This is a genomic window from Bianquea renquensis (assembly GCF_014384895.1).
GTDB lineage: Bacteria > Bacillota > Clostridia > Lachnospirales > Bianqueaceae > Bianquea > Bianquea renquensis.
Genome location: NZ_JACRSQ010000001.1, coordinates 201,606 through 223,339, shown reverse-complemented (window position 1 = coordinate 223,339; position 21,734 = coordinate 201,606). Strand labels below are relative to the sequence as shown.

The window sequence follows — 21,734 nt, the reverse complement described above, 5'->3', positions numbered from 1 at the left end:
CAATTACCAGAGAGTATTCCCCGCTTTCCCGTATTTAGCAAAAAAGCCCTGACGCTTTCCTCGCGTCAGAGCCCAAACGATACATGGATTTAAAAACGAAAACCGTCTCGCATTGCAGCCATGTCATCTCTGTATTCACGCAGAAAACGCATCGAAAGAACACCGCGGTCCAGCGGCACTTCCAGCTCTTCATCCTATGATACTGGAAAATCGATGTCTCGTCAACTCTCTGCGGTGAAATGCGCAAAAAATTACAAAGAATCGCGGATTATGCCGTCTCGATTTTACTCTGGTCCTGCAAGTTCAGCTTTTCAACGGCCTGCTCCCGCATGACATACTTTAGTATTTTTCCAGCGGCATTCATGGGAAAACTGTCGACAAAATCTACATACTGGGGCACTTTATGCTTTGCCATATGCTGCTCTACGAAGGTCTTGATCTCGTCCTCTGTCATGGACTCTCCATCCTTCAGAATAATGCAAGCCATAACCGCTTCGCCGTATTGTTTATCGGGCACGCCGATCACTTGCACATCGGATACTTTCGGGTGTGTGTAGATGAAATCTTCAATTTCCTTTGGGTAAAGGTTCTCACCGCCTCGAATGATCATGTCTTTAATGCGCCCTGTGATCTTATAATTTCCATTTTCATCTCGCCTTGCCAGATCGCCAGTGTGCAGCCAGCCATCCTTGTCAATGGCCGCAGCGGTGGCTTCTGCCATCTTATAGTACCCCTTCATAATATTATAGCCCTTGGCAACAAACTCTCCGTCCACATTGTCCGGCAGATCTTCCCCTGTCTCCGGATCCACGATTTTACAAGACACGCCGAACATGGCGCTTCCAACTGTATTGACCCGGACATCCAGGGAATCCGTCGTTTTACTCATGGTGCATCCGGGCGATGCTTCCGTTTGTCCGTAGGTGATGCAGATTTCCGTCATATTCATCCTGTCGATAACTTCCCGCATGACCTTAATGGGGCACGGGCTTCCCGCCATAATCCCTGTCCTCATATAGCTGAAATCCGTCTTGGAGAAATCTTCATGGCTCAACATGGCGATGAACATCGTTGGCACCCCGTGGAAAGCTGTGATCTTTTCCTGATTGATGCAGGCAAGCCCCTTTTTCGGGGAAAAAGCGGGGATGGGCGACATGGTGACTCCGTGTGTCATGGAGGCCGTCATGGCCAGAACCATCCCAAAGCAGTGAAACATGGGCACCTGTATCATCATCCTGTCCGCCGTAGAGAGGTCCATACAGTCTCCGATCGCCTTTCCATTATTGACGACATTGTAGTGCGTCAACATAACCCCCTTGGGGAATCCTGTGGTCCCGGACGTATACTGCATATTGCAGACATCATGTTTATCGATCATGCTCGCGCGGCGGTAAACCTCCTCCACGGGAACTTTCTTCGCCAACTCTAAGCTCTCTTCCCAGGTATAGCATCCCTTTTGAACGGATTCGACGGTGATAATGTTGCGCAGGAAGGGCAACCGCTTACTGTACAGCGGTCTTCCCTTTGACGCCGTCTCTAACTCTGGGCACAATTCCTTCATGATTTCCACATAGTTGGAATCCTTATATCCATCAATCATGACAAGCGTGTGGGTATCCGACTGTTTGAGCAGATACTCCGCCTCATGGATCTTATATGCCGTATTGACCGTCACCAGAACCGCTCCGATCTTCGTCGCCGCCCAGAATGTGATATACCATTGCGGTACATTGGTCGCCCAGATGGCCACATGATCTCCCGTTCTGACTCCCATGGCGATCAGAGACCTGGCGAAGGTGTCCACATCATGGCGAAATTGAGCGTACGTCCTCGTATAGTCCAGGGTCGTGTAGCGAAAAGCGTACTGGTCAGGAAATTCTTCCACCATCCGGTCCAACACTTGGGGAAATGTGAGATCGATGAGTTGCTCTTTGGGCCAGACATAGTGTCCCGTCTTTGCGTGATTGTCATACAAACGGTGGGATTCCGGACTGACGCCTGTGTATTGGCGCATAAAATTGGCATAGTGGGGAAAGACAATTCCCGGGCTGTTCAGATGCGGCGCATACTTCTTCAACCATTCCAGAGAAATATAGCCCTCATAGTTGATAGATTGCAGCGCCCGCATGAAATCATCAATGGGCAGATCCCCTTCCCCCATCATCCTATACTGGATGTGGCCGTCGACCTCCAGAGAATCTTTAATATGCACATATTTGATATAGGCACCCAGATTCTGCACGGTACGCTCAGGCGATTCGCCACCGTAACGGTATGTATGGTGCATATCCCATAAGGCGGCCACCGCATCGCTGGGAATCTGATTCAAGAGCTCACAGAGTCTTCTGGTATCGGAATACACCCCGTTGGTCTCCACCAGCAATGTGACACCTTTCTCCTCCGCATAGGGGATCAGCGCGCCCAGCGCACTCAACACAACCTCATCGTCCACATCCCCCTCAGGAGCTGCGTGAAGATCCCCTAGTATACGGATATACGGCGTATGGAGCTTCGACGCCAACTCGATATATTCCAGCAATTCCTGCAAGGTATTCTGAGCAGTCTCTCTATATTTAATACAGCATCCGGAGGACAGACATGGAATCTCCAAATGCATTCGATTCAGGTATTCCACCGTCTTCGGCAGCACATCCGCTTGAAATGGCTTTGCATGGATGGAAAAAATCTGATCTCCCAGCCCCCGCAATTCGATTCCATCAAACCCGAAATCCTTTGCAAGGGAATAGATATCTGACCAATCGAAGTCAGGACATCCCAGAGTAGAAAACGCAAGCTTCATACTTTTCATTCCTTCATAGAGTGTTTTCCATCTATTGTACCATAATGGACACAGTATTACCACTATTATTTTTATGACTCCCTTAAAATGCAGGCACAGTGTGCATTGAAATCATTCTAACAAACCTCCCATAGCAGTTCCGCAACTCTGCTATAGGAGGTGCCTTTTTTCTGTCCAGCGCAACGCCGCTTCCACATTTGCTCCGCTTCTGTCACGAAAACAGCTTATCCGATTTCATTGACACAGATCGTGTGATCCCCCGCTTCCAACCGCTGGCGATTTGTCCCATAGGAGAACTCCGCCTGGACATTGGGTGCAACATGGATCTGAAACCGCGCTTTTCCGTCCTTTCGCCGGATTTCGACCCGAATCTCCCCTCGAGGTGTCATAATGCTGCCCTTGATATGGGACAATTCTGGTATGGGATATGGCGCAATCTCTATGCTCTGATATCCAGCTGATTCCGGCCGCTGTCGAATTCCCAGCAAGTATTGGAACAGGTACCGGCTGACAGCTCCAAACATGGGATGGCTGTGAGAGCGCTCCCCAGTCCAATATTCCCACAGCGTTGTCGCCCCCTGGCGCTTCCAATTGGCAAAGGAATACTGCCCCTCTGAGGTCAGCAAGTCATAGGCCAGCTGCCCATACCCCCGCTCAAAGAGAACACGGGTGACAACATCCGTGCCAAAAATCCCAGTGTCATACATCCCCGAGGATTCATACCTGGACACCATATTGTGCAGCGTGCGCTCATCTCCAAGGCCCAGATCCACCATAAAGGCATTGGCGCCCTGTACATTGCCGGCAAAATCCCCGGTCTCCGGGTCATAATACTGTTTCACCAGTGCAATGGATTTTTGTTGCGCCCGCAGCGCAAGATCTACAATGTCGTCCGGCCTATCCAGAATGGTGGCAATCTCCATCACCCTGTGTAGCGACTTCACATAATAGTAGGTATTGACAAGAGGCTCCGGAATTTGGATGGGCTCCGGCGTACACCAGTCGCCAAGGCACCAGAGTCCTGGCTGATCGCTTACGACCAGGTCCTCCTCGCTGTGCGCATCCAGATAGTCAAAATATCGAAGCATCTGAGGATACAATTCCTCCAACACCTGCGTATCGCCGTACTGCCTGTAGTAGACATAGGGCACCTCAACGATGGCGCAGCCCCATCCGCCGGGCCCGCCGCCCGCGTGAAAATACGGCGCCGTGTACTGCACATGGCCGGAGTGACGGTCCTGACAATCCGAAATATCCCGGATCCATTTCCGATAGAAGGCTTGCCCATCCAACAGCAACATGGCGGCCTCACAGGTCAGTTGTCCATCCCCCGTATAGCCATGCCGTTCCAGATGCGGGCAATCCGATGGAATTCCCCCGTGCATATTGCAGAGCTGGGTTCTCAGATATGCCTCGTACAGCCAGTTTAACGTTTCCTGTCCGGAAGAAAAGGTGGACGTCACCGCCACCGCCGAATGAACGACCGCACAGTCCTCCACAACGGCATTTTTCGTGACCTCCACATACCGGAAGGCATTCCACGTAAACCGGGTGTGATACCGTCTGGGTGTTCCATCGGTCTGAAACCGGCTCTGTTGCCAATGAACCCTCGCTTCCTCTAGCCCTCCTTCCGGCGCGCGCTCCTCCCCAACCCGAAGGAGGATAGCCTGCGGCGTCCGGCTGTCACAGCGGATAATGGGATAGCCGCTGATATTTTCTCCAACATCGTAGAGCCGGTGGGTATCGGTCTCTTGAATTAAGATCGGTTCACAGTGGCGAATCACACGGTCGGCCGGACAATCCTGGAGATAATATTCGCTGTCGGGCGCCGGCACGACCTCAACCGCATGCCACGCCGCATCTTCATACTCCGGCTCCATCCATCCCTCCATCCGGTAGTTGTCGTCCTGAGTCTCCCCTCTATAGAAATCGCTCGTCAAGACAGGCCCCTGTGCCCACTTCACCGTCTCGTCAGAATCCGAACGGCGCACACCGGAATCCTCATCGATGAGTTCAATGGTCCAGCATGCCTTGACATCCCCGTATCGCGGTTCGCTGGCATAGTAACCCGGTCCCAGCATGACGCCGATACAGTTGTCTCCCTCCCGAAGCCATTCTGAAATGTCAAAGGTCATACAGTAGATTCGATGCCGCAGCTCCTCACCAAATGCCTGGACACAATGGGCGTGTGGCATCGGGTGATAATCGCTGTTGACGGGAACGAATACCTCCTCGTTCACACGATGTCCATTGATATACAACTCAAAAAAACCTAACCCGCAGATGGTGATCCTGCCAGTCTCTCCCCCCTTGCTCTCAAATACCTTGCGGAGACAAGGCGTATCAGTCCCGCTCCCCGGCGAAACCCATCTGGCTTCCCCAAACATTTCTTTATCCGTCATGTCCATCCTCCTAAATCAAAGACGTAGTAAGAACACGCGCTGTCCCGCGCGTCTCTACAAGCCTTACCCAAAATCTTTCTTTGTCAACCCCTCCTGGGCCAGCATCGTCTGTAATACGGTGATATCTGTGGATATATCGAAAGCCGCATCTTCAAATAGGCTATCCAACAGCTTTACAAAGGCCAGGTTGATCGTGTCCAACGTATTTTGTATCTCCTCTTTCGCTGATGAAATCGTCTCACCCGCAATGGGTTGAGAGTCAAATTCCCGGTAAGCCTTAACCAATTTTAGCGTCGTCGGAAGATAATAGGACATGAATTTGCGGATCTCGGGAATCTGCTTCGGATGCCGCTCCACATGAGAGAAGATCTTCGACGTCACCATCTCCAGCTGTTCTAACTGCGCCGATACCTCCTCCCCGGGAATCGCATCGTTCATCTCCCGGATCTGTGTGATGTAACGGCGTCCCTCCTCAATAACGGCTCTGTCCTCGGGAGAAAGAACCGCCTGCTCTTCCTTCGCCTGTGCCATCTTCTGCTGCCTGTGTGCCTCTTGCGCAGACAAATACTGTTGATACGTCTCATTGTCCAACATCAAACAGCTCTGCTGATCATCCAGACGACCTTCCGGAAACATGCCCAGCCGAATCATCTTGCGGACATCCTTCGCCACATATTTCACTGATTTGCCCAAATGGTCGGCCAGCTCTTTCAACTGGCAGTAGGTTCGCCCCCGCAACTGCCGGGTATACTGTCGAAACCTGGCCACTCGCTTGCGCAGATACACCCCCCGCGTCATCAGGCATCCGCAGAGGACGGCCAGCGGAGCAATGTAGCCCAGCGCCGTACCTCCCAGCGCCGCCAGGCTATTGTTGACAGCTCCCACAATGGCGGATACCGCCAGAGCGATCCCCGCAAGTCCGAGTCCGATGGCGCCGAACACGATGCACAAAACGCCCGATACGCTTCCGGATGGCTTTGGATTGATGTAGGCCTGTGAGCGGGCCACAGGAGGCGGCGGCGCTGCTTTCGCCGGCGGCTCCTTCGGGCGCTGGGCTTCCGGCCTTGCCCCCTGCCCTGCGGATTTAATCCCCTCCCGAAGCTCATTCAGCGCGCTGTTGACCGTACTGCCAATATCTTGATTCAACTTTTTAAAATCCATCGTGTTGATCGCGTCCTGCACCATAGATTTAATCTGTTGACCTATATTTGAAAAATCATGGTTGTCCATCCTTCGTCCCTCCAAAACAGTCTTCTTCTATTATACACGATCTTGGGATAAAACACAAATGGATATACAAATTTCTGTTAGGCCGGAAAACATCACTTCGCGTCTGCACCGTGCTCTCTCTTCCAGGCCTCGATCTTATCTAGGCGCTCTTTCACCCGGATTTCCGACCCTTGGGCGGACGGCGTGTAATACGTCCGCCCTGCCAGTGAATCCGGCAGGCATTGGAGGGTCGTAATCTTGTCCTCCGCGTCATGGGCGTACTGATATCCCTCCCCATAGTGTAATTCCTGCATGAGCCGCGTCGGCGCATTCCGGATGGCCAGCGGTACCGGCTCCGCCATCATTTTCGTCGCATCTTCCTTCGCCTTTTCGTAGGCTATGTAGAGGGAGTTCGATTTTGGTGCCATGGACAGATAGACCACTGCGTGTGCCAGATTGACATTGCATTCTGGCATTCCATTGAAATGGCTGGCCTGATAGGCCGCCACGGCAATTTCCAGCGCCCGGCTGTCCGCCATCCCGATATCCTCGCTGGCAAATCGGATCAGCCGTCTCGCCACATAGAGTGGATCCTCCCCGGCTTCCAGCATTCGGGCGAGCCAATACAGCGCCGCGTCCACATCGCTGTTGCGCATGGATTTATGCAGCGCAGAAATCAGATTATAGTGCTCCTCCCCCTTTTTGTCATACAGCAGAGACTTTTTGCTAGTGCACTGCTCCACAATGTCCTTTGCAATCACAATTCCGCTCTCCCGCCGTTCTCCGTTGAGGACAACCATCTCAAGGGTATTCAAGGCCATTCTGGCGTCCCCATTCGCAAACCCGGCGATCATGTAGAGCATCTCATCCCCTATGAAAATCGCCTGCCCACCAAATCCCCGAGGATTTTGCAGTGCATTTTTTAGTAGCTGAACCAGCTCGTCAACGGACAGCGCCTGCAAGACAAAGACCTTGCACCGGGACAACAGCGCCGAGTTGATTTCAAAGGAAGGATTTTCAGTTGTCGCCCCGATGAGAATAATGCTGCCTTTCTCCACAAAAGGCAAGAACGCATCCTGCTGCGCTTTATTAAAGCGGTGAATTTCATCCACAAAGACAATGGTTTTCCCGCCCATGAGCCGGCTGCCTTCCGCCCGCGACATGACGTCCTTGATCTCTCTGATTCCGCTTGTGACCGCGCTGAAGTCAATAAAATCGGCTCGTGTCTTCTCCGCAATGATTCTAGCCAGCGTCGTCTTTCCAACGCCAGGAGGTCCCCAAAAAATCATGGAACAGATTTGATCCTGCTCGATGATCTGGCGAAGAATCTTGCCCTGTCCTAGGAGGTGACTCTGCCCCACAAAATCCTCCAGCGCAGTAGGGCGAAGCCTGCTAGCCAGCGGATTGCTCTGTGCCCGATCGTCAAAGATTGATTGCTGCTGCATGTGTCCTCACCTTATCCTCGGATATGCACGACTTTATTTTTGTAGCGATTCTCTCGTACTTCCAGCTGTGGGATGCTCTGTACAAACTTGAGGAATGTGGAATAGCCATAATCTTTAACTTTGAAATGATCGTACCGGTCATGAATTTTATGTCCCAAAGTTTCCACCTTGATCCCCGCTTTTCCATTGGCCTTTACAAGATGGATCACATAGTCGGCCAGCTGCTCTTTGGGAATTTTATTGTCCTTGATTCGGACTGTAATGGCGTTGTTTGCCTTGCGCAACTCAAAATTATCGATCTCCTCCAAAAACTTGGACAGAGAGCTATACCCGTAGTTGCGGACATCGAAATCCGAATACTTTTTCACCAGCCGGCTGCCGATCTCCCCCAGACCGGTATCTTTGTCCTTGTCTCTATTTTCATTGATGATCGCCGTAATGTCGTTCTCGATAACTCGCTGGTCAATGATTCCGCGAAGGGTCTGAGGATCTTCCCCGGGCTGCTGTCCTCCTACCTGAGGAGCCGCTTGGTTGACCGAATTGGTATAGGCAGTCTCCTCCCCTGTCTCCTCGTCGTCCTGATCCACCAAAATCTCCAGATTGGTAAAGACAGTACAGGCCGCGCGAAACGATCTGGGCGTTTTCTCCTCGCCCATCCCGATAACCTCCATTCCCGACTCCCGCAGACGGCTGGCCAACCGGGTAAAATCGCTATCGCTGGACACGATGCAGAAGCCTTCCACATTTCCCGTGTAAAGGATATCCATAGCGTCGATAATCAACGCGGAGTCCGTGGCATTCTTCCCCACAGTATTGCTGAACTGCTGGATGGGGGTAATCGAATTTTCCAGAAGCTCATTCTTCCACTTCGATGTCTGAGTACTCGTCCAATCCCCATAGATCCGCTTATAGGTAATCACACCGTATTTCGTCATTTCATCCAGAATACATGTGATATATTTGGACGAGATATTATCAGAATCAATCAACACTGCAAATCGCTTATCTTCCACTGCCAAATGGATTCCTCCTCTGCTTTCCTGTGCACATGGCCTGATCTGTGCGGAATATAGTGGGCAACTTTCCTGTTGCTATGAGTGATGCTTATTTTGGCTGATCAAACGGTAACTCTCCGCGATCATCGTCTGCACATCCTGATCGTCCATGGAACCGTCCAAAATGATGGAGTTCCAATGTTGTTTGTTCATATGATACGCTGGCATTACCGCAGGAAATGTCCTCCGCCAGACCTCCGCCCAATCCGGACTGCACTTCACATTGATCCAAATCCGCCCATCTCTCTTGTATACAAAGGCAAAGCCCTTGTTGTTCTTCCTATACCGCATCACTGTCCAGTTGGCGTCATGGAACGGATAATCCTCGTATGAATCGGGCAGCGTCAGACAAAAGGCGATCACCTCGTGGCGCGTGTTCATGTGAATCCTCCATCCTTCCTAGATCTCCCGCCGCTGAAGGCGATAGCCAGCCCTCGTCAGCTCCAGCATGGCGAAAGTCAACGGCAGCTTAAACCTCCGTCTCCCACAGCTTCCGGGATTCAGCCATAGGGTATCCCCCCGCATTTCACTTGCATACCGGTGGGAATGGCCGTATATGGCGAAGTCCGCCCCTTCCGCCTTCTCCGTTTGCTCCTTTTGATCATGAATCATATAAAAGCGATATCCCCCAAGGTTGACCGTCAGCTCCCTGGCAAGCTCCTCCGCCCACGGTCCTCTATCATTGTTGCCGCGCACGGCATATACAGTTGCAATCTTCCGCAGTTCGATCAATACCGCCTCGTCCCCAATATCTCCGCCGTGAAGAATGCAATCGCATCCTTCCAATGCCTGCATAACTTCGGTACGCAATACGCCATGCGTATCCGATATCACCGCGATCTTCATGCTCTCTCCTTTTTCCCCTAGATTGTATCGAGTCTATGCGATCTGGGTATCGAAGTTCCCTATGCGTGGGACAGCAAAGGGAACATAAGCTTGTGATCTGCAAACAGATTCTCTTTTCCCGCATACACAAATAGGGCATTGTCGTCCTCTTCAAGGGGGGCTACGGCACAATCAGCCGTGTCCTTTGGCGTAAACCCCCATATAATCTTGGCGACATCCGGTGCTGCCACAACCCCGAGAAGATCTGTCATGGGCACCTCCCCGTCACAGAAAACATCATAGCACAGCAAGGTGTCATTCTCTTTTTCTGCCACTAGGACAGCATCAAACTCTGGAATCCAATATATAGTCTCCTTCAGAAACGAGCCGCAGTAAAACATAAGCAGCCCGACATTGTGCCTCATGGGAAATTGGGAATAGGCATTGGACATCTGAAAATGTCTCAACAATATCTGCCGGTCAGCTTCTGTCTCCATGTCCAGCTTCCTCGCCATTCCTTGGTTGCTGTGGGCGGGCGAGCTGTACTGGTATTCCCTCTCTCTCTGAAATCCAAATTTGGGATAAAAATCAAGCACTGTGTCGTTGGCAAACAGATAGAGGGCGTCGCTTTTGTCCGCCCAATCTCCAATAATCTCCTGCAGCAGAGTCCGCGAGAGCCCCTGATGGCGGTAGGCCGCGTCTGTCATCACGGTCCCAATCTGGATGTAGCGCTTTGGCTGCCCATGCCACATCAGATCCATGAGATTGACAGAAGCGTTGGCCACGACCTTTCCCCCGTCCACGAACACATATGGAATATAGGAATCTGTCCAGTATCCTCTGCGCCACCATTCGGAAAAGGAAAGGCCGAAGGTTTTCATCGCCAATCCATTAAAACTGTCCCTCAGCTGCGGATCATCTTTGATTTGTTTGATCAGCTTCATGCAAAGTCTTCCTTTGGTTTGTTTGTACTGTCCATTATACCTGAAATACGGCCACAATGCAAGATGTGTCCCTATTCTTTTATGATCGTCCCATCGGTGGAGATGACAACAACCTGCCATGGGATAAACTTGCCGCTTGCCTGCAATGCCGCTTTTGCAGCGTGTTCCAACCCGCCGCAGCAAGGGACTTCCATCCGCACGATTGTGACGCTCTGAATGTTGTTTTCTCGGATGATGGCAGTCAGCTTTTCCGTATAGTCCACGCTGTCGAGCTTTGGGCATCCAATTAGGGCAACACGGTTTTTAATAAATCGATTGTGGAAATCGCCGTATGCGTATGCCGTACAGTCAGCGGCAATCAATAGATTGGCGCCATCAAAGTATGGAGCTCCTACGGGAACAAGTTTGATCTGTACTGGCCACTGGGAAAGCTGACTGCCAATGGGAGCGCTGTCTGAGCAGGCGCAGGCTTCTTTTTCCCGGCGAATCTGTTTTATATTGGTTCCCGGACAACCGCAGGGCATGGAATCATTTTTCTTTTGCTGCGCCGCTTTCACAGCGTCTTCATCGTAGGCGGCCGCCTCCCGCTCTACAAAGGATATGGCGTCTGTGGGACAGGCCGGCAGACAATCGCCTAACCCATCGCAATAATCATCCCGGAGAAGTCGGGCTTTCCCCCCTATCATGCCGATAGCTCCCTCATGGCATGCCTCTGCGCACGCTCCACAGCCGTTGCACTTTTCTTCATCAATCTGTATAATTTTTCGAATCATGGATTGTATCCTCCCTTATTTGACTTTGCAAGGTGATTATAGTACAATTACAAAAACAAATCCGTTGGATTTACAACAAAGAGGAGACGTTATGAAAAACTATCTGCCCATTTTGAAACGGTCTCAGCTGTTCCATGGTTTACAGGAGCATGAGATTGAGACAATGCTGGATTGTCTATCGGCAACCAAGCGCAGCTTTCCAAAAGGCGCGCCTATTTTCCGTATCGGGGATCACATCTCCGCCGTAGGATTGCTATTAGAGGGAACTGTCCACATTCAGAGAGAAGACTACTGGGGAAATCTCAGCATATTACATGAGATTTTGCCGGGTGAGATTTTTGGAGAGGCCTACGCTGCGCCGGATAGCGATGCCATGGTAAATAACGCCATTGCAGTCGATGACAGCATCGCGCTATTTCTTGACTTTCGCCATGTTCTAACTGTGTGCACGTCTACATGCCATTACCACAGTCTTCTGATTCAAAATCTATTTGCCGTTTTAGCTTCCAAAAATAGGAGACTCGCGCAAAAGCTAGGTCATATGTCGCAGCGCACGACACGTGAAAAGTTGCGATCCTACTTGTCTGAGCAATCCATACAATCCGGAAGTCCATCCTTTGACATCCCCTTCAACCGCCAACAGCTTGCAGATTTTCTATCGGTTGACCGGAGCGCTATGTCAAATGAGCTCTGCAAAATGCGGGATGAAGGGATCTTGACCTTTAATCGGAATCATTTTACCCTAAAATAAAGATATAGGGGCGGCCGCTATGATGATATGACAAAAAGCACCTTTGGAGAGGCGCTTTTTCTTAGGATGCCGGTTATTTTCTGGATAGTCTCGCAGATCCTACTCGTGTGCCAGCTTTTCTGCCAGCCGAAGTAAATCCTCGGCTTCCCGGGGGTCGGCAATATCATTGACAACGAGGTGAAGCCCCTTGTGGGACAAATTTTCCATTAAAAATGGAACCTCCCCCTTTTCCGGCAACAGGACAAGCCCTTTTCCCGCAGCTTGAATTTTCTGAAGCTCTCTGATAAAAGCGGATGTTTTGGGCTGCCCAGCTACAGGCGTCCACTGTATATTGTCCAGCTTTTTCACCGATAAGAGCATGTCCAAATGCCGGATCTGCTCCTGTCCGTCTAAATGGTAGGTGACAGTATCCAGAAATTGAACACATTCTTCAATCTCGGGCAATACAAATTCTTCGTACATCGCCGGAGAAATCATCACGGAAAAATCGCACTGGATCTGCGCGTGGCGTTTGGGGCACCACAGCTGCATCCAGCTGTGAGAAGAACCGCCTTCGTTGTTCTCCGCGAGAATCTCAAAAAATCCTTTTTGGGTGGCTTTCCACGCCTCTATAATTTTCTGGCGGGATTCATGCACGAATTCTGGATTTTCCAGCATATCGATCAACAGGTTTTCCGAACCGCGCAGCTCGGCCAAGCCATCAATAATACCGCAGTTGTCAGGCATTGATACCATAAATTCCCCCGCTGCCTTTTGTGTGAGCCTTCGGGTGATCTCTTTGTGCCGTTCAAAAGCCTCTCCCTCCAGGTCATATTGCAGCAGTGAGGCATCCGGTTCGTCCAAAATGGGAGAAAACCAGATGGTATCCGGTGCATAGTGGGGCGTAGCCCCAAAATATTCCACGTGACCGGCTGTGCCAAAGTTCAGATTGCAGACCGGGATTCCCTCCCCTAAAAATTTATAGCGCAAACTGGAATTTTTCCAGGAAGCGTACAGATAGTCCGGCGAGGTATAGGATTCTTCCACGCTTTGGCAATCCAGCGGAAGGAGGTCTTCCTCATTATCCACAGCGCACGGGACACGTATGGCAAGGTCGCATCTCTTATAATACGCTTTGTTCCAAAACGCTTCTAAATGCTTTTTCGTCTCTTCCCAGTTTTCTTTGTGTATCATAATTCCGTTTTCCCTTCCCGTTGTTTTCAATCTTTCCTGGTTACCCCTCTATCCTATCCCAACAAACTGTCGAATGAAATCTGTATCTCCTCACCGTGTTCCACAAGGATGGTTTTTTCCATTTTCCCCAGTACAATATGGAATACCTGAGATTGCGGCATTCCAGGGTAACAGCCCTCCCGCCGGCCGATGGTCAACGTACGGCGCCTATCATCCCAGTGAACAGGTGTCAAGCTGTACATTCCCTTTTCATACCGGTAAGAATCGCCTTCGTCATCATAAAGGTCAAAGTTTCCATCCTTTCTGGGGTAAACCCGCAACGTCAATTCCGGATGCGGTGCCTGACCTGGATATTCCAATACCGGACCGAGGGGAAGTATGGAGCCCGCTTTGACATAAAGGGGAATCCGTTCCAGCGGGGCCTCGGCCTCCACGCTCCGACCGCCGTAATGGAACTCTCCCGTCCAGAAATCATACCAGCCGGATCCGGCAGGCAAATAGACGGCTCGGGATTTGGGCACTCCTTCCAATGGCTTCGAACCCGCTTCGTAATACATGGGCCGGGTCACCGGACAGACCATCATGGACGGCCCAAACATGAACTGATCTGTCACATCAAATGATGCCGGATCGCTGGGGAATGCCAATCCCAGAGGCATCAGGAAGGTATCTCCCTTCATGGAGACAGCGGCAGCCTGGGAATAAAGGTATGGCAACAGTTCCATCCGCAGCCGGATAAATTTGGCAATTGCATCATAAAACGGAGTGCCAGGTTCGCCAAACCGCCAGATTTCCCGAGGTGTATCCGCGCCGTGAGAACGCATCATCGGCAGAAACGTTCCAAACTGAAGCCAACGGGTATACAGCTCCCGATATCCGAGATCTTCGCAGCCATGGGGATACTCTCCGCAGCGGAACCATTCGTTTCCCGGAGATACAAAGAATGCGCCGATATCCAGACTCCAGAAGGGTTCACCGGATGCACAGAAATTGAGGCCCTCCGGAATCTGGCGGGCAAGGGTCTCCCAATTTGCGCCAATATCCCCCGACCAGGTGAGCGCCCCATACCGGTGCTGACCGGCAAAAGAGGAGCGGGTCAGGTTGACCACTCGTTTTTCCTCTGACGTTTTGCGCTGTCCCTCATAAATGCCGCGGGAATGGCAGAGCGAATACGCGGTCCACTCCCCGTCATCCAGATATTTTTTTGCCGCCTCCACGTTGCGTTTCAGACGTTCATGGGGTTCCAGGCGAAGCGTACCGCTCCAGTCCGCTTCAAAGGGCTCCGTGCAATCGCACCACCAGGCATCCACACCGTATTGGAAAATTCCTTCGTCGGCCTGTTTCCAGTAAAGATCGCGCGCCGCCTTGGAAAAAGCGTTGTAGGTAGAACGATTTCCCAACATATACCCGTGTTCCAACATTTCCTGTTGGTTTTCGCCCATGCCATTCATATTAGGCCAGATGGAAAGCATCAGAGCCGCCCCCAGTTCGTGGAGCCTGCGCGTCATGGCCGCAGGATCCGGATAACGGCTGCGGTCAAAGCTCTTCTGTCCCCATTTTCCCTCCTCCCAGGTCTGCCAGTCCTGAACGATAAAGCTCAGCGGAATTTTGCGGCGACGGTATTCTTCCACAATTTCGATCAGTTCTGCGGCGGTCTGATACCGTTCCTTGCTTTGCCCGTAACCGAATGCCCATTTAGGAAGCATGGGGGCGGCACCGGTCAGATCCCGATATGTCCGCAATACAGACGGGTAATCCGGACCAGCCAGAAAATAGTAGTCCAGTTCATCCACGGTGTCCATCCAGACGTAGGAACCGTAAGCATTGTCTTCAAAGGTCATGAGAGAGCGGCAGTCGAAGAGAAATCCATACCCTTTCGTCGAAACAAAGGAGGGCACACAGGCCTTCATATTCTGCTGATACAGCTGGCGGGATTTTCCGCGAAGATTGCCATACCCCTCTTCATGGGACCCAAACCCGTAAAGACCCTCTTCCCCGAAAATGAATTCCACCTTGGCTTGATATGCCATGCGATCCAGCACGGTTTCATATTCTCCACCGGTAACCTTCACACCATCCGCCGACTGCCTCTGCACCAGTTCGCCCTCACCGGTAAAAATATTGCGCAATACTCGCGTTTCTACCAAATGCTTACCGCCCCGTTGGGGCTCTTGGGTCAGCAACATGCCGGTCGAATCCTGATATGCAATCGCTCCGGTTTCCAGACACACACTCACGGCGCAGTACTTCAATTTCAAAGTGACGGTCTGCCCCTCTTCCCGCAGTACATAGTCTGGAAACGGAGTTTTGTTCAAAACAACAGGCGTCAGATTTTCATGTTCCGGCTCCGGCAGAAAGTGATCCCGACCGGTCATGGTTATGCGGACGGCGCGTTCATGGACCGGATAGAGCCGAAGCAGGGTATCAGGACTTTGCAAAATAAGTTCCGGCTGTCTTTGAATAAGCTGATACATCGTTGCCACTCCCCTTCTGTTGACAGGAATCTCCCTACACTATATAATACAAGTATAACGCTTTACGGATAAAATTGCGCGCATTTTATACGCAATTTTTAGCACAATATGCGCATGGAGGGGATTATGGTTTCGCGACAACAGTATGAAGAACATTCGGAACGTGATTTTCTAGCCGTACCGCTGGCATCATATCATTTTGATGAGGTCCTCATTCCGCTGCATTGGCATCGGGAGCTGGAGCTGATTCAGACTGAAACGGCAGGGTCTATTGAGTTGGAAGGACAGAGTTGTCCCTATTCTGCCGGCGATATTCTCTGTGTCAACAGAGGCATTCTCCATCGCACCAGTGAACCTATGGGCAAGGCAGATCTTCTAGTATTTGATCTCCGGATACTGCTTTCGCCGCTGCTCGAACAGGATGCATCACTCTTCCTCAACCAGCTGGAAAAAGGGAGCCTGCTTCTCCCGGTTCGCATTGGCCGGAGCGAGGCAGGCTATTCGGATTTGTCGCGGGGATTAATGGACTGCATTTCCTGTATCGGCACAAAGGAACCCGGCTGGGAACTGCGGATACAAACGGGACTGCTGCATTTGCTGGAATTATTCTGGAAGAATGGGCATTTGGCAAAAACCGTCATCCGCCCGTACAATCCCCAGGCCGGGGCCGTTAAAGAAAGCATCACCTTTATGAATCGCCACTTTGGACAGGATCTGACCATCCGGCAGCTGTCGGAGCAGGCGGCACTTTCTCCCTCTCACTATATACGGGTATTCCGCCTTTATACCGGCCAGACGCCGTTTGCGTTTCTAAATGACCTTCGGCTGGAAAAGGCAGTGGCCTGCCTGCGGCAAGGCATGACCGTCACCGAAACTGCTATGCAGGTGGGCATTTCAAACATCAGCTATTTCATCCGCCTGTTTTGCAAAAAATACGGTCAGACGCCGAAGCAGTACCAGCTGTCCCTTTCTTCCGCCGATTAGATCCTCTATTCTTCCGAAAGGCTTACGCCATGTTCTGCCAATGTTTTGAATATTTCCTTCCATACCGTTTCATCCTGAGCCGTCATGCGGTTCCAATCAAAAGAAGCCACAAAATCGACTTTCTGCTCATCCGTCTCAAGCTCCCTTTTCTTCGTTTTTCTCTGCACTGCCGCAGTATATTCGGCCAGGTTCCGACAAAATTCGGATTCATCTCCCGTTCCTTCAGCGGCCCGCCGAAGAAGGAATTGACAATCGCAAGCACAAACATCAAAATGTTTTCATGCGTTTTGTTTTCTATCGTCCGACAACAATTGTTTTGTATAGCGTGTCATCATGATCACTACGAAAATCGCAACCAATAATTCTGTGATGGGCATCGCAAACCAAAGGCTGTCCGCTCCGGCAATAGAGGGCAGCAGATAAATCAAAATGCCGCTTACGACAGCACCTCTTGACACTGATACAACAAAGGAAATGGATGGTTTCATCAGCGCCTGGAAATAATATGTGGAAAAGATATTGAGCGGCAACAATAAAAATGAAATGCCGTAGCTGCGTATTATGGCAGGCGCTATCTCTAGGATACCGTCTGTTGGCGCCATAAAGATGCTGACAAAGAGATTGGGAGCAAACTCAGCGAGCGCCGTCCAAATCAGACCGAATACGGCGGCTGTTGCGAGAGCATATTGAAGAACTTCGCGGATCCGTTTCCCTTTATGCGCACCGAAGTTTGTGGAGATAATCGGCTGTGACGCCTGACCGATACTGTAAGCACAGCACTGGACAAAGGTGCTGATGTTGATAATGATCCCGTAAACGGACAGCGCATCTGTCCCTAAATACTGCAAGATCTGGCGGTTGAACAGCATTGTCAGGATCCCCATCGCCACGTCAAGGAAGAAGGTCGAAAAGCCGGTCACACTGATCGATTTTAACATGGAAAACAGCTTTGCCGGTTTTTCCAGCCGAAGTGTGTTCTTTTTGCTGAAAAAGTGGGTAAGCATAATGATCAGAGAGAACACGGAACCCATGACGGTCGCAAGACCTGCTCCCATAACCCCCATATCGAGAGCGAACACGAAGAACCAGTCCCCAAACACGTTGAAAATACCGCCGAACAATACGGCTTTGGTGGCAAGCCCCGGATTGCCGTCATTGCGCAAAAAAGCCGCCAAAAGCTGCGTCAAAAGGAAACTCGGCACCGCAAATTTAACAGGTAACAGATAGCGCTGTGCCAATGGGAGCAGTGTTTCCTCCGCACCGAAAAGGATCAGCAGTTCGCGGTCAAAGAAAATCACTGCCATCCAAGCAATCGCCGCTAAAATCGCTACTCCTATCAGAGAAGCTGTAAAATATTCATTTGACTTTTTTTGATTTTGCTTTGACTCCCCGCGCAGGGTACTGAAAAGGACAGACCCGCCGATTCCCATGAGCAGCCCTAAGCTGTATATGATGTTCCAGATCGGACTGACTACAGCTAAAGCGGCCGTTCCGTTCGGGCCCTGATACTGACCGACCATCGCCATATCGACTACGCCGTAGATGGAAGAAATCAGCGCGCTGCCGAAAGCGGCCGTCAAATAGTGAAAGTACAGCGGTTTCATTTTTCCTGTGAGAAAGTCAGTGTTTCCGGTGTTTTTTATTACTTCTTCCGACATATGAGCCCTCCATAACCTGTTGATGCCTCTTCGCTCAGAGACTTTTATCAGGACTGCCGCGGCAGTCTTTCCTATAGGACAAAAAGCCGGATAAGTCATACAGGCATCTCAGCCTGTTGCCTTATCCGGCTCACCATTTCCTCTGAATGATTTGCCCTCCGAGCAAGCACAATATATTATACGCAAAAGGGCATTTTTGTCAAGCCCTTACGTTTCATTGTCTGCCGTCACTTGACTGCCGGTCTGTTGAAAATACAAGGACCGAAACATGTTGTAAAATTGTAAACAATCTATGATATTTTTGCGGTTGGAATTGACTTTTTAAACGTAATATTATACAATAGTTCATAAACGAACTGTTCAATAATTGACTTTTGAGGAAAAATATATGGAAGGTATCTGTATGGAAGGCATCATTGAGAACTTGTATGTCAACAAGGAATTGTATTCGTCGCTTTTACTCCCCGTCTGTAACAAGTATAAGCTGACAATGGCGGAAATGCTGGTCTTACTTTTCCTTTCTAAAAATGCGGGGAGCGACACAGCGTCCGACATCGTGAATAAGCTTAAAATCACGAAATCACATGTATCTGCATCGGTCCGGGATCTCGAAGAAAGAGGATATTTACAGGGCAGCTACGAGGGCCGTAACCACAGGACGATTCATCTGCAGCTATGCGATACCGCGTCTGAAATCATCCGCGAGGGGAAAAAGGTTCAGGAAAAATTTTTATCCGTGATAAGCCGCGGTTTCACAAGAGAAGAAATAGATACAATCGCAGGCTATATTCAACGTATGAACGACAATGCAAACGATTATATGCGGGAGTCCTTCCATTCAAAAAGGGGTGAATCGTGAGACCATTGGGTTGCCGCAAAAATTTGCCGGAAAGGAGATGCAATTTTTGAATCCTAAACTGAAAGAAAAAATACGGGAATCGCTCGCAGCGGTTTTGCCGATCACAGGGATTGTTCTTTTGCTCAGCATATTTCTTGTTCCGCTGGAAATAGGCACCGTTGTCATGTTCTTTGCCGGCGCTTTTATGCTGATTGTGGGAATGGGCATGTTTCAGCTCGGCGCTGAGATGTCGATGAGTCCTCTCGGAGAGGGCATCGGCGTCGAAATGTCCAAATCCAACAAGATTGGGCTGGCGGCCGCAATCGGATTTATAATGGGCGTTTTAATCACGGTAGCGGAACCGGATCTGCAAATCCTATCGGAACAGGTTCCTTCTATCCCCAACAGCGTGCTCATCATTACGGTGGCGGTCGGCGTCGGCCTTTTTCTTTCCCTCGCCGTCCTGCGTATCATCCTAAAAATTGATCTATCCCTCCTGCTTATGATTCTCTATGCCGTGCTTATCGTTTTCTCCTTTTTCGTGCCCAAGGAATTTCTCGCGGTTGCCTTCGACTCTGGTGGCGTGACAACCGGCCCTATAACCGTCCCGTTTATTATGGCGATGGGTGTCGGTCTTTCTTCTGTCCGCAGCGACAAAAACGCATCAAGCGACAGCTTCGGGTTGGTGGCTCTCTCCAGTGTAGGGCCCGTGCTGGCTGTTATGATACTCGGCTGCTGTTATTCCCCAAAAGATGCCGTATACAGCGCCGCAGAAGTCGCAGATGTTGTCACGATGAAGGATGTGACAAGGGCATTCGCAATGGAAATTCCTCAATATGCAAAAGAGGTTTTCATCTCCGTTCTCCCGATTGCTGCGGTCTTCCTTGTATTTCAAATAGCCAGCCACCGCTACCAGCGCAGACAGAGAAGGCGAATCGTGGTCGGCTTTCTCTATACGTACATAGGTCTTGTCCTGTTTCTCTGCGGCGTCAATGTCGGCTTTGCCCCTGTCGGTACAATGCTCGGCCGTGAACTTGCCGGCGGAAATCAAAAATGGCTGCTTGTCCCTATCGGGATGCTCATCGGCTATTTTATTGTGAAGGCGGAACCCGCGATTCAAATCCTGAACCGTCAGGTTCAAACGGTTACCAACGGGACGGTATCGGCAAAAGCAATGAATCGCGCTCTTTCCATCGGCGTAGCTGTCAGCATCGGGCTCTCGGTAATGAGAATTCTCACCGGGATTCCGATTCAATGGATTATTATCCCAGGATATATCATCGCCCTTATATTGTCCCGATTTGTTCCAAAAATATTTGTCGGCATTGCCTTTGACTCCGGCGGAGTCGCCAGCGGGCCGATGACCTCAACCTTTTTGCTGCCGCTCTGCATCGGAGCCTGTGAAGCGCTTGGCGGTAACATTATGACTGACGCCTTTGGCGTAGTTGCCTTGGTTGCGCTTACCCCGCTTATTGCCGTTCAAATCATGGGGTTGCAGTATAAGTTCAAAATGAAAAAACAACAAATGATGACAAAGCCGGACGATATGCTGCCGGAGGATATCGATACGATCGTAGAATTTGAGGAGGAGTGAGCCTATATGAATCCCAATGACAAGCATGCCCCTTTGCGTGCGCTATTTTTGATAACGACTCCGAAATTATCCGAAAAAGCCGCTGAAATGTTTCAGAGGGGCGCGATCCCACTCCAGTACCAGTGGAATGCTGTAGGCACTGTACCCAGCGAGATGATTGACATTTTGGGTCTTGGCAGCCCGGATAAACGGATTTTGCTCTGCACATTGCCAAAGCCGTTTGCCGATGAGATGCTGAAAAAGATGAAAGATGAACTAAAGCTTAGTTCTGTGAACAGCGGGATTGCCTTTACATTGCCGCTGTCCGGTGCAAACCTTCTTATCCTGCGCCTTTTAGAACAGCTGAACAACGGCAAAATCGAACTACAAGACAGAAAGGATGACACAGACATGGCGGAAACAAAATATTCTCTGATAGCAGCGGTTATCAATCAGGGCTACAGTGAAGAAGTGATGGAGGCTGCACGGTCAGCCGGTGCCGGCGGCGGAACGGTCGTCCACAGCAGAAGAATCGGAAATAAAGAGGCTATGGGCTTTTGGGGCATGAGCATCCAGGAGGAAAAGGAAATGCTTTTCATTGTGGCCGAAAACGAAAGCAAGCTGAAAATTATGCAGGCCATCGGTGACAAATGCGGTATGCACAGTGACGCGAAAGGGATTGTGCTTTCTCTGCCCATCGACACGGTTATCGGTATGGAGTAGCCATGCAAGCGCTGTTTGGCCTATGCTTCGATGCCTATAGAATATGTCCCCCTGTAAAAAATCGGAGTGCGAATCCCCACCGGGATCGCCACTCCGATTTTTAAATG

17 protein-coding genes are annotated in these 21,734 nt (G+C 50.6%); 5 read left to right on the top strand and 12 right to left on the bottom strand.

Annotated features, from left to right (window positions below):
- Positions 1-268: 268 nt before the first annotated feature.
- From H8730_RS00950 to H8730_RS00910, 9 genes are all read right to left on the bottom strand, one after another.
- Positions 269-2,800 (bottom strand): AMP-binding protein, encoded by a 2,532-nt coding sequence (locus tag H8730_RS00950; RefSeq protein ID WP_177717794.1) that lies wholly within the window; start codon positions 2,798-2,800, stop codon positions 269-271.
- Positions 2,801-3,024: 224 nt separating this feature from the next.
- On the bottom strand, positions 3,025-5,202 hold the full coding sequence (locus H8730_RS00945) for a family 78 glycoside hydrolase catalytic domain (RefSeq protein WP_177717792.1): 2,178 nt from the start codon (positions 5,200-5,202) through the stop codon (positions 3,025-3,027).
- Between the two features lie 63 nt (positions 5,203-5,265).
- Positions 5,266-6,432 (bottom strand): 5-bromo-4-chloroindolyl phosphate hydrolysis family protein, encoded by a 1,167-nt coding sequence (locus H8730_RS00940; protein WP_249289155.1) that lies wholly within the window; start codon positions 6,430-6,432, stop codon positions 5,266-5,268.
- Positions 6,433-6,524: 92 nt separating this feature from the next.
- Positions 6,525-7,856: a replication-associated recombination protein A gene (locus tag H8730_RS00935; protein WP_177718987.1), complete on the bottom strand. Its 1,332-nt coding sequence runs from the start codon at positions 7,854-7,856 to the stop codon at positions 6,525-6,527.
- Positions 7,857-7,867: 11 nt separating this feature from the next.
- Positions 7,868-8,869 (bottom strand): NYN domain-containing protein, encoded by a 1,002-nt coding sequence (locus H8730_RS00930; RefSeq protein ID WP_177718988.1) that lies wholly within the window; start codon positions 8,867-8,869, stop codon positions 7,868-7,870.
- A gap of 78 nt (positions 8,870-8,947) precedes the next feature.
- The gene (locus tag H8730_RS00925; protein WP_177718986.1) at positions 8,948-9,292 is read right to left on the bottom strand and encodes an MmcQ/YjbR family DNA-binding protein; all 345 of its coding nucleotides are present in this window, start codon (positions 9,290-9,292) and stop codon (positions 8,948-8,950) included.
- An 18-nt stretch (positions 9,293-9,310) separates the two neighbouring features.
- Positions 9,311-9,757: a metallophosphoesterase family protein gene (locus H8730_RS00920; protein WP_177718985.1), complete on the bottom strand. Its 447-nt coding sequence runs from the start codon at positions 9,755-9,757 to the stop codon at positions 9,311-9,313.
- A gap of 59 nt (positions 9,758-9,816) precedes the next feature.
- Positions 9,817-10,680: a GNAT family N-acetyltransferase gene (locus H8730_RS00915; protein ID WP_177718984.1), complete on the bottom strand. Its 864-nt coding sequence runs from the start codon at positions 10,678-10,680 to the stop codon at positions 9,817-9,819.
- A gap of 71 nt (positions 10,681-10,751) precedes the next feature.
- The gene (locus H8730_RS00910; protein WP_177718983.1) at positions 10,752-11,453 is read right to left on the bottom strand and encodes an ATP-binding protein; all 702 of its coding nucleotides are present in this window, start codon (positions 11,451-11,453) and stop codon (positions 10,752-10,754) included.
- A 91-nt stretch (positions 11,454-11,544) separates the two neighbouring features.
- Here H8730_RS00910 and H8730_RS00905 point away from each other — a divergent pair, with 91 nt between their 5' ends.
- Positions 11,545-12,204, top strand: coding sequence for a Crp/Fnr family transcriptional regulator (locus H8730_RS00905; protein WP_177718982.1), 660 nt, complete (start codon positions 11,545-11,547; stop codon positions 12,202-12,204).
- A gap of 99 nt (positions 12,205-12,303) precedes the next feature.
- On the opposite strand, the gene H8730_RS00900 is transcribed toward H8730_RS00905, so the two are convergent.
- Both H8730_RS00900 and H8730_RS00895 read right to left on the bottom strand, forming a co-directional pair.
- Entirely contained in the window at positions 12,304-13,377 is a 1,074-nt protein-coding gene (locus H8730_RS00900; RefSeq protein ID WP_177718981.1) for a uroporphyrinogen decarboxylase/cobalamine-independent methonine synthase family protein, read from the bottom strand.
- Between the two features lie 53 nt (positions 13,378-13,430).
- Positions 13,431-15,851 carry a glycoside hydrolase family 31 protein gene (locus H8730_RS00895; RefSeq protein ID WP_249289153.1) on the bottom strand — a complete coding sequence of 807 codons (2,421 nt, stop codon included), beginning with the start codon at positions 15,849-15,851 and terminating at the stop codon, positions 13,431-13,433.
- Positions 15,852-15,977: 126 nt separating this feature from the next.
- On the opposite strand from H8730_RS00895, the gene H8730_RS00890 reads away from it, so the two are divergent.
- A complete protein-coding gene (locus tag H8730_RS00890; RefSeq protein ID WP_177718979.1) occupies positions 15,978-16,835 on the top strand; it encodes an AraC family transcriptional regulator in 858 nt (285 codons plus the stop codon).
- 278 nt (positions 16,836-17,113) lie between these two features.
- On the opposite strand, the gene H8730_RS00885 is transcribed toward H8730_RS00890, so the two are convergent.
- On the bottom strand, positions 17,114-18,493 hold the full coding sequence (locus H8730_RS00885; protein WP_177718978.1) for an MATE family efflux transporter: 1,380 nt from the start codon (positions 18,491-18,493) through the stop codon (positions 17,114-17,116).
- A gap of 403 nt (positions 18,494-18,896) precedes the next feature.
- On the opposite strand from H8730_RS00885, the gene H8730_RS00880 reads away from it, so the two are divergent.
- From H8730_RS00880 to H8730_RS00870, 3 genes are read left to right on the top strand one after another with little or no spacing between them, the layout of a single operon-like run.
- Positions 18,897-19,352: a MarR family winged helix-turn-helix transcriptional regulator gene (locus tag H8730_RS00880; RefSeq protein ID WP_177718976.1), complete on the top strand. Its 456-nt coding sequence runs from the start codon at positions 18,897-18,899 to the stop codon at positions 19,350-19,352.
- Between the two features lie 37 nt (positions 19,353-19,389).
- Entirely contained in the window at positions 19,390-20,925 is a 1,536-nt protein-coding gene (locus tag H8730_RS00875) for a DUF1538 domain-containing protein (RefSeq protein ID WP_249289216.1), read from the top strand.
- A 6-nt stretch (positions 20,926-20,931) separates the two neighbouring features.
- The gene (locus tag H8730_RS00870) at positions 20,932-21,627 is read left to right on the top strand and encodes a P-II family nitrogen regulator (protein WP_177718972.1); all 696 of its coding nucleotides are present in this window, start codon (positions 20,932-20,934) and stop codon (positions 21,625-21,627) included.
- Positions 21,628-21,734: the final 107 nt, after the last annotated feature.